The following is an 8934-nucleotide window of genomic DNA, read 5'->3' on the forward strand; positions in this document are numbered from 1 at the left end:
TCCTGCCGTGGCCCGACCGAGGACCTTCGACGAGGAACGGGCCCTGGACGCGGCGATGCACACCTTCTGGGAGAAGGGCTACGAGGCCACCTCCACCCAGGACCTGTGCGAGGCCACCGGTCTGGGGCGCAGCAGCATCTACAACACCTTCAAGAGCAAGCACGACCTGTTCGAGCGGGCCCTGTCCCGCTACCTGGAAGCCATGACGGCGGCTCAACTGGCCCTCCTGGACGACCCGGAGCGGCCCGCCGCCGAGCGGGTCCGCGCGCTGCTCGCCGGGGTGGTCGAGAGCGAGGCGGAGCACCGGGAGGCCGCCGGGCGCGCGCTCGGCTGCCTGAGCGTGAACACCGTCGTGGAGCTGGCCGCGCGCGACCCGCGGGCGGCCGGCCTGCTGGAGCGCGACACCGCGCGGCGCCTCGCCGCCTTCCGGGCCGTGCTGGAGGCCGGCCGGCGGGACGGCAGCATCACCTCCGTGCGCGAGCCGGACGCCCTGGCCCGCTTCCTCAACGCCACCATCGCCGGTCTGCGCGTCTCCAGTCAGGGCGGTGCCGACCGGGCCGCCCTGGAGGCGATCGCCGACGCCGCCATGGACGCGCTGACGTCCTGAACACGAACCCCCCGGGTGAGGGGGTTTTCGTGCGGGCAGGTTTTGAACTGATCAATACATAACTCGACACGCAGCGAGAGCGGCCGATACCCGGCCCGAGCAGAGGAGTCCGACCGTGCCCCGTGCCGTGTACGTCCTGGCACTCGGCATCTTCACCATGGTGACCAGCGAGTTCGTGGTCGCCGGGCTGATGCCGCAGATGGCCGAGGGCCTGAACGCCACCGTCCCGCAGATCGGCTACCTGATCACCGCCTTCGCGGTGGCCATGGCGGCCGGCGGGCCGTTCCTGACGGTGGCGGTGCTGAAACTGCCGCCGCGGACGGCCCTGATGGTGCTGTTCGCCGTCTTCCTGGCGGGCAACGTACTGGCCGCCACCGCGACCGGCTACGGCGTGATGATGACCGCGCGGATCATCACCGGCGTAGCCTCCCAGGCCTTCTTCGGCGTCGGCGTCTCGCTGTGCGCCCAGCTCACCCGCCCGGAGATCCGCGGCCGGGCGATCGCGGTCGCCATGAACGGCCTGATGCTCGGCACGCTGCTCGGCCTGCCCCTGTCCACGCTGGTCGGCGAACGGTACGGCTGGCGCGCCGCGTTCTGGTCGATCTCGGCGCTCGCGCTCGCCGCCGCCGCGGTGTCCCTGGTGGGCATACCCCGGCTGGAGCGCACCGGGTCCGGGGGCGGCCTGCGGGCGGAGGCCGCGGTCTTCCGCAACCCGGGACTGTGGCGGGCGCTGTCCACCAGCACCCTCGTCATCGGCGCCACCTTCTCGGCGTTCAGCTACTTCAACCCGATCCTCACCGAGGTCACCGGCTTCCCCGCCGGCACCGTCCCCGTCCTGCTGATCGCCTACGGCGCCGCCACCGTGGTGGGCAACACCGTGGTCGGCCGGCTCGCCGACCGCCGCACCGTGCCCGTCCTGGCCGTCGGCCTGCTGCTCAACGCCCTGTTCCTGGCGGGCTTCGCGGTCCTCGCCGGCCTGCCCGCCGCCGCCGTGACGTGCGTGCTGGGCATCGGCCTGGTCGGCGTCACCATGAACCCGGCCATGGTCACCCGCGTCCAGCGGGCCGGCAACGCCGGCCCGCTGGTCAACACCGTCCACTCCTCCTTCATCACCCTCGGCGTCATCCTCGGCTCCTCCCTGGGCGCCGTCGTGATCGAGGCGTGGGGCCTGCGCGCGCCCCTCTGGCTCGGCGCCGCCCTGGCCGTCCTGGGGCTGGCCACCCTGCTGCCCGAACTCACCCGCGGACGGCCGGGAACGCCCGCCCGGCCCGCTCCCCGGCCCCGGCGGCCGGTGCGCGCGGCGTCCGGCTCGGGAGGCTGAGACCCGCCTCCCGGGCAGTCCGGCGACGTGCTCCGGCGGCACCGTCCGGTCCGGCGGAGAGACCGCCGGCACGTCCCGGTACCGGCCGGCGTGGTCCTCGGCGACGGCGTCGCGGAAGGCGCGGGCGGCCGCCGGGAAGCCGGTGCCGGTCCCGGCCCGGGAACCCGGCGGCACCCGCCGGCACCCGGGCCCGGCACGGCCGTCCTCACGCCACCCCCGCCGCCCGCAGCGCGGCCGTCGTCACCGCCGCGCCCAGCACGACCACCGCGAACGGGGCCCGGCGCCACGCCAGGACACCCCCCGCCAGCACCCCGGCCGGACGCGCCCACCCGGCGAAGCCCCCGCCCTCGGTGAGCGCCCCCGTCGCCAGCAGGGCCACCAGCAGGACGACCGCTCCCGCGGAGAGCAGCTCCCGGGCGCGCTCCGGGAGCCGCACGCGCCCGTGCAGCAACGGACCGGCCAGCCGGAACGCGTACGTTCCGGCCGCGAGGACCAGGATCACGGCCACCGTGGCGCTCATGCCGCCGCCCGCCCCCTGCCGTACAGCGCCAGCCCCGCCAGCGCCAGCAGCACCGGCACCCCGGCCGGGACCGCAGGGGTCACCGCCAGGGCGAGGGCGGCGCCGGGCAGCGCGCACCGCCGCACGGCCGGGTCCTTGCGCAGGGCGGGCAGGACCAGGGCGACGAGGACGGCGGGGAAGGCCGCGTCCAGGCCGTAGCGGGCCGTGTCGCCGAGCGCGCTCCCGGCCAGCGCGCCCGCCAGCACACCGGTGTTCCACGCGGCGAACAGCGAGAGTCCGGAGAGCCAGAACGCCGCCCGCCGCCGTGCCGGGTCGGTCTGGGCGAGGGTGAAGGCCACCGTCTCGTCGGTGACCAGGTGCGCGCCCACCAGGCGGGCGAGCCGGCCCCGGCCGATGGTGTCGGCGACGGCCAGGCCGAAGGCCACCGTGCGGGTGTTCAGCAGCAGGCCCGTGGCCGCCGCCGCGGCCGGGCCGCCCCCGGCCAGCAGCACGCCGACCGCGCTGAACTGGGCGGAGCCCGCGTACACGAGGAGCGACATGACCACCGGCACCCAGACCGGCAGCCCGCCCGCGACGGCGATCGCCCCGAACGACACCCCGACGATGCCGCCGGCCGAGGAGACCAGCGCCACGTCGCGGAGCAGAGCGGGATCCGGCTCCGCCCCGGGGAACCGGGCCGTCCAGGCGGTCCAGACCGACCGGGACGCCCGTGGTGTTCGCTGTGTCGAACGCATGTTTTCTACAATGGACAGGAAGCGCTGTGTTCGTCAAGCCGAACGATCGTACTTCTGGAGCGAACGACATGGTCGATGGTGCCGCCCCCACCCCGCCCCGCCTGCCCCTCGACTGGATCGCCGCCGCCCTGCGGCGCGAACGCACCCGCGCCGGCCTCTCCCTGTCCGAGCTGGCCAAGCGGGCGGGCATCGCCAAGTCCACGCTGTCGCAGCTGGAGGCGGGCGGCGGGAACCCGAGCGTGGAGACGCTGTGGGCGCTGGCGGTCGCGCTGGGCGTGCCGTTCAGCGCCCTGGTCGAGCCGCCCGCCCCCGCCGTGCAGGTGATCCGGGCCGGGGAGGGTCCCACGGTGGCGTCCGAGCGGGCGGACTACGCCGCCACCCTGCTCTCCGCCAGTCCGCCCGGCGCCCGGCGGGACGTCTACCGGCTACGGGCCGAGCCGGGCGCGGCCCGCGTGTCGGAACCGCATATTCCGGGCACGGTGGAGCATCTCGTCGTCAGTACGGGAAAAGTGAAAGCCGGTCCGCACGGCGAGGAGGCCGAGCTGGACCCCGGGGACTACATGGCCTATCGGGGGGACGTGAGGCATTCCTATGAGGCGCTCGTCCCGGGAACGACATTCGTGCTGATCATGCAGCACATCTGAGAGGGCCGCACCGGCGGCTGAATTCCCCGGGAATTCACCCGCCGTACAGGTCGCGGGGCGCCGCGAAAGGTGCCGGTGCGCCGCGCGGGGGCCGCGAAAGGGCAGGAGCCCCGTCGCCGTGCGGCGCGGGGCTCCTTGGGTACTGCTGTCGATCAGACAGGAGTGACGTTCTCCGCCTGCGGACCCTTCGGGCCCTGCGTGACGTCGAAAGACACCTGCTGGTTCTCCTCGAGCGACCGGAAGCCGGTCGCGTTGATCGCGGAGTAGTGGACGAAGACGTCGGGGCCGCCGCCCTCCTGGGCGATGAAACCAAAGCCCTTTTCGGCGTTGAACCACTTAACGGTTCCGGTAGCCATAAGCCCTCCTTGGGCTCAAAAGGGTTGCCCTGCTCCAGAACCAGCAAGTGTGAAGAAGACTCTGCACAACTGCGTCCGTCTGAGAACGACGAGAGCCCGCGGTCACATGCTCCGCAGGCTCTGTACTGCAAGGGAAACCAAACTGCAACTTGCGACGAGCGTAGCACGGTGACGACCGAATGCAAGAGAGGGCAAGATCACGTCACCCGAATGTTTGAACGTTCCTGTCCGGGTGATAGCGCGGACCGCCGGACGGGGGCCGATTCACGGGCCCGGGGGCGCGGGCCGGCCGCCGTGACCCGAGGGCTAGCCTCACGATGTGGACAATCCTCGCACCCGGCCGCGTGTCGGCCACATCCAGTTCCTGAACTGCCTGCCCCTGTACTGGGGGCTCGCGAGAACGGGCACGCTCCTCGACTTCGAGCTCACCAAGGACACTCCGGAGAAGCTCAGCGAGAAGCTGGTGCAGGGCGAGCTCGACATCGGGCCGATCACCCTCGTCGAGTTCCTCAGGCACGCGGACGAGCTCGTCGCCTTCCCCGACATCGCGGTCGGCTGCGACGGCCCGGTCATGTCGTGCGTGATCGTCTCGCAGGTCCCGCTGGACCGCCTGGACGGTGCCCGGGTCGCCCTCGGCTCGACCTCGCGCACCTCCGTCCGCCTCGCCCAGCTGCTGCTGGCGGAACGCTTCGGCGTGACGCCCGACTACTACACCTGCCCGCCCGACCTCAGCCTGATGATGCAGGAGGCCGACGCGGCCGTCCTCATCGGCGACGCGGCGCTGCGCGCGAACATGCTCGACGGGCCGCGCTTCGGCCTGGACGTGCACGATCTGGGCCTGCTGTGGAAGGAGTGGACGGGCCTGCCGTTCGTCTTCGCGGTCTGGGCGGCCCGCCGCGACTACCTCGCCCGCGAACCGGTCATCACGCGCAAGGTGCACGAGGCCTTCCTCGCCTCCCGCAACCTCTCCCTGGAGGAGGTCGGCAAGGTCGCCGAGCAGGCGGCGCGCTGGGAGGCCTTCGACGAGCGGACCCTCGCCCGGTACTTCACGACCCTCGACTTCCGCTTCGGCGGCCCGCAGCTGGAGGCCGTGGCGGAGTTCGCGCGCCGCGTGGGGCCGACGACCGGCTTCCCCGCGGACGTGAGGGTCGATCTGCTGGAGCCCTGAGCCCCGGCGCGGCGGCGCACTACGCTGCCGGACAGACGTACGGGCCGAGGGCCTGTCGTCGGACTCCCGTCGTCCGCCCGGAGGGCGGGCCCCGCTGCGTCGGGTGCGTGCTCCCGGCGTGCCGGGCGCCGGCCCTCGTACTGGATGTCGGGTCTGCGCCCGGTGCGGCGAGAGGGCGTGCAGGGCGTCGCGGGACAGGCGGGAGTTCGACGACAGGGCCTACGGGGGAGGAGTGGATGCCATGCGGCCGCTGGAAGCCGACGAACCCACGGCCGTGGGGCCCTACCGGCTGCTCGGCCGGCTCGGCTCGGGCGGCATGGGCCGGGTCTACCTGGGGCGCAGCGCCGGGGGCCGCACCGTCGCGGTGAAGATCGTGCACCCGCACCTCGCGCTCGACGAGGAGTTCCGGGCCCGTTTCAGACGCGAGGTGGAGGCCGCGCGCCGGGTGGGCGGCGCCTGGACGGCCCCGGTCCTGGACGCGGACCCGCAGGCGGCCGTGCCCTGGGTCGCGACGGCGTACGCGGCGGGCCCGTCCCTGGCGGCGGCCGTCGCGGACGGCGGCCCGCTGCCCGCCCACACCGTACGGGTGCTGGGCGCGGGGCTCGCCGAGGCGCTGGCGGCGGTGCACGCACCGGGCCTGGTGCACCGGGACGTGAAGCCGTCGAACGTGCTGCTCACCATGGACGGGCCGGTGCTGATCGACTTCGGCATCGCCCGGGCCACCGACGGCACGGCCTCCCTCACCTCCACGGGCGTCTCGGTCGGCTCGCCCGGCTACATGGCGCCCGAGCAGATCCTGGGCAAGGGCGTCACGGGCGCCGCGGACGTCTTCTCGCTGGGCGCGGTGCTGGTGTTCGCCGCCACGGGCCGGCCGCCGTTCCCGGGCGACTCCTCGGCGTCCCTGCTGTACAAGGTCGTGCACGAGGAGCCGGAACTCGGCACCCTGGAGGGCGAGTTGCGGGAGCTGGCCCAGGCATGCCTGGCCAAGGACCCGGACGGCCGGCCGGCGCCCGTCGAGCTGGCCCGGCGCCTGGCCCCCGCGGGGGCGGCCCGGCTCGTCGCCGATGGGTGGCTGCCCGGGGCGTTGGTGGAGCAGGTCGGGCGGCGTGCGGTGCAGCTGCTGAACCTGGAGGCGGGGCAGGGGGACGCGGCCGGGACCGCGTCGGGACCGGTGGGGTTCAGCAACCCGTCGGCGGGGGCGCCGCAGGACGACCGGGTGACGGCCGGCCGGACCGACGGCGCCGGCCGGGAGGGCCGGGGCGTCGCGGGGCCGCCGGGCGCCGGGGGCTTCGGGCCGCCGCCCGTGATGCGGGCGCCCGCGGAGGTGCCGCCGCTGCCCGGGCCGCGTGACGAACCCGGGTGGGACACCGCGTCCTCCTCCGGCCGCGGCCGGCCGGGCAGGGTCTCCGTCAGCGTGGCGGCGGCGTCGCGGCCGGAGGACGGCGGGCGGGGACGGAGGCTGAGCTGCACGGTGGCCCTCGCGGTGGCGGGGGCGGTGGCGGCCGTGACGGTCGGGTCGGTGCTGGTGTTCGACCTGCTGCCGGGCGGTTCCCCCGGCGGCCACGACGGCGCGGGCGCCGAACCCCCCTCCGCGGGCGCCGGTCCGTCCGGGTACCGCACCCCGCCCCCCACCGTCCCCGCCCGCTACCTCGGCACCTGGGAGGGCCAGGGCAGCGCCCTCGACGGCAGACTGCCCGCCGGCACCTTCCGGGTGACCGTCCGGCAGGCCGCGGTGGGCGAGGAGGTGGGCAGGGTCCGGCAGACCGACCCGCTCGGCGGCGTCTGCGTCGACGTCCTGACCCTGAGACAGGTGACGGACCGGCAGCTCGTCGCCGCGTCCGCCGGCGCGAAGGGCAACCACGGCGGCTGCAACCAGGACCCCACGACCGTCCGTCTCACGCCGGTCGGCGACGACCTGCGGTACGAGTCGCAGAGCGAGGCGTCGGGACGGCCCGAGGCGCGGCTGTCGAAGGCCGGGTAGCCGGTCGTCCCGGAAACCTCCCGCGGACCCGCACATCGTTCACCGGACGGTCGTGCGACGGCCCGGTGGAACCGGCCCACCCGCCGTCGGGGAGCGGGCGGGGACGCCGGGCGGCGCGGTGAAACGGCAGGTCGTGTGAAGGAACCGGCCCGTTCGGTGACCGTGTTCCCACAGTGGTGAAAGCGGCGGTGCCGGGACCCCGCGTGCGGACGCGGGACCGCTGGTCGCCCCGCCCACCGCGTGTTTTGATCGGTGCGCGCAGCCGGCGTATCACCCCTCCCGGTCCCGGGAACCGGGTGAACTCCGCTGCCGTACGTGGTCGATACGAAGGGAAACACGCGCCATGAACCTCGCCCCCCAGGTCGCAACGGCCGAACTCTCCGACGCCGACCTGGACGCCGTCTCCGGCGGCCAGGCGGGCGGTGGCGCCGCCGTCGCCGGCGCCGGCGCCGCCGCCGGTCTCCACGTCGAGGCCGGGACGCTCGGCGTCACCGCCGGTGCCGGCGTCGCCGTGTCGGCCGCGGGTGTCGCGGCGGACGCGCACCTGCACGCCGCGCTGTCCTGACCGGACGTGTGCCACGGGCCCCGGATCCCCGGATCCGGGGCCCGCGCCGTCGTGAGCCGCCGCCATACTGGAGCCGGCGGCCACCGCCTCGCGGGGCGAGGGGGACGGCGAGGGGACGGGGAGGGACCTGATGGCGGCGATCCTGCTCGTCCTCGCCGCCGCACTGTGGGGTGCGGCGGCGGGCGCGCTCCTGCCGCGTGCCGCCTACCGCTTCTGCGTCCCGCCGGGGCAGGCGTGGCGGGACACGTGCCCCGCCGGGCACCCGCTGCGCGGATGGCTCGGACGGGCGCGGTGCCCGGCCACCGGCTCCCCGTACGGGCCGCGCGCGGCACCGCCGGCGATCGCCGCCGCCCTCGTCTGCGCCGCCCTCGCCGCCGCCACCGGAACTCGGCCCGAGCTCGGCGTCTGGCTGCTGCTCGCGCCCGTCGGCGTGCTCCTGTCGGTCGTCGACCTGCGGGTGCGGCGGCTGCCCGACCCGCTCACGCTCCCCTTCGCCGGCGCCGCGCTCGTCCTCCTCGGCGTCACCGCGCTCGTGCCCGAGCACGCCGGGCGGTGGACGACCGCCCTGCTGGGCGCCCCGGCGCTCGGCGCCGGTTACCTCGTGCTGTTCCTCCTCAACCCGGCCGGCATGGGCTTCGGCGACGTGAAGCTCGCCCTCGGGGCGGGGGCCGTCCTCGGCTGGTACGGCTGGCCGGCCCTGCTGCTCGGCACGTTCGCCGGGTTCCTGCTCGGGGCGCTGTACGGCGGCGCCCTGGTCCTCGTGCGCGGGGCCGGGCGCGGGACGGCCATCCCGTTCGGGCCGTTCCTGATCGGCGGCGCGTTCCTCGGGCTGCTCGTGGGCGCGTACACGGCCTGACGCGGGCCCGCGAAAACGGCTGGCGTACGCTGGATCGGTCTGTCCACACCCCTTACGAAAGGGACGCCGGTGACCGAGAAGGCCGACCTCCAGTCCGTCCTCGACCGTGCCGCCGCCGGTGGGCGGATCACCCCCGAGGAGGCCCTCGACCTGTACCGCGACGCCCCGCTGCACGCGCTGGG

10 protein-coding genes are annotated in these 8934 nt (G+C 75.1%); 7 read left to right on the forward strand and 3 right to left on the reverse strand.

Translation table 11 applies throughout. The features are described 5' to 3' along the window. Nucleotides 1-7: 7 nt before the first annotated feature. Nucleotides 8-607 carry a TetR/AcrR family transcriptional regulator gene (locus tag AB0L29_RS27260; RefSeq protein WP_365830477.1) on the forward strand — a complete coding sequence of 200 codons (600 nt, stop codon included), beginning with the start codon at nucleotides 8-10 and terminating at the stop codon, nucleotides 605-607. A gap of 115 nt (nucleotides 608-722) precedes the next feature. Then, the gene (locus tag AB0L29_RS27265) at nucleotides 723-1928 is read left to right on the forward strand and encodes an MFS transporter (protein WP_365830479.1); all 1206 of its coding nucleotides are present in this window, start codon (nucleotides 723-725) and stop codon (nucleotides 1926-1928) included. Nucleotides 1929-2133: 205 nt separating this feature from the next. On the opposite strand, the gene AB0L29_RS27270 is transcribed toward AB0L29_RS27265, so the two are convergent. Both AB0L29_RS27270 and AB0L29_RS27275 read right to left on the reverse strand, forming a co-directional pair. Beyond that, complete coding sequence (locus AB0L29_RS27270; protein WP_365830481.1) at nucleotides 2134-2448, reverse strand: AzlD domain-containing protein; 315 nt, start codon at nucleotides 2446-2448, stop codon at nucleotides 2134-2136. After that, nucleotides 2445-3182: an AzlC family ABC transporter permease gene (locus AB0L29_RS27275; protein ID WP_365830483.1), complete on the reverse strand. Its 738-nt coding sequence runs from the start codon at nucleotides 3180-3182 to the stop codon at nucleotides 2445-2447. Before AB0L29_RS27275 ends, AB0L29_RS27270 begins: the two co-directional genes overlap by 4 nt. A 68-nt stretch (nucleotides 3183-3250) precedes the next feature. On the opposite strand from AB0L29_RS27275, the gene AB0L29_RS27280 reads away from it, so the two are divergent. After that, entirely contained in the window at nucleotides 3251-3826 is a 576-nt protein-coding gene (locus AB0L29_RS27280; RefSeq protein WP_365830485.1) for an XRE family transcriptional regulator, read from the forward strand. A gap of 152 nt (nucleotides 3827-3978) precedes the next feature. Here AB0L29_RS27280 and AB0L29_RS27285 read toward each other — a convergent pair whose 3' ends face one another. Beyond that, the gene (locus tag AB0L29_RS27285) at nucleotides 3979-4182 is read right to left on the reverse strand and encodes a cold-shock protein (protein WP_004984723.1); all 204 of its coding nucleotides are present in this window, start codon (nucleotides 4180-4182) and stop codon (nucleotides 3979-3981) included. Nucleotides 4183-4501: 319 nt separating this feature from the next. On the opposite strand from AB0L29_RS27285, the gene AB0L29_RS27290 reads away from it, so the two are divergent. The 4 genes from AB0L29_RS27290 (at nucleotide 4502) to AB0L29_RS27305 (ending at nucleotide 8752) form a co-directional block, all read left to right on the forward strand. Next, nucleotides 4502-5350, forward strand: a complete 849-nt coding sequence (locus AB0L29_RS27290) for a menaquinone biosynthesis protein (protein WP_365830487.1) — start codon at nucleotides 4502-4504, stop codon at nucleotides 5348-5350. A gap of 241 nt (nucleotides 5351-5591) precedes the next feature. Beyond that, nucleotides 5592-7331, forward strand: coding sequence for a serine/threonine-protein kinase (locus AB0L29_RS27295; protein WP_365830489.1), 1740 nt, complete (start codon nucleotides 5592-5594; stop codon nucleotides 7329-7331). A 343-nt stretch (nucleotides 7332-7674) separates the two neighbouring features. Further along, on the forward strand, nucleotides 7675-7896 hold the full coding sequence (locus AB0L29_RS27300; protein ID WP_365830491.1) for a hypothetical protein: 222 nt from the start codon (nucleotides 7675-7677) through the stop codon (nucleotides 7894-7896). Between the two features lie 130 nt (nucleotides 7897-8026). Next, nucleotides 8027-8752 carry an A24 family peptidase gene (locus AB0L29_RS27305; RefSeq protein ID WP_365830493.1) on the forward strand — a complete coding sequence of 242 codons (726 nt, stop codon included), beginning with the start codon at nucleotides 8027-8029 and terminating at the stop codon, nucleotides 8750-8752. Nucleotides 8753-8934 lie beyond the last annotated feature (182 nt).

This window comes from Streptomyces sp. NPDC052701, assembly GCF_040678355.1.
Classification (GTDB): domain Bacteria; phylum Actinomycetota; class Actinomycetes; order Streptomycetales; family Streptomycetaceae; genus Streptomyces.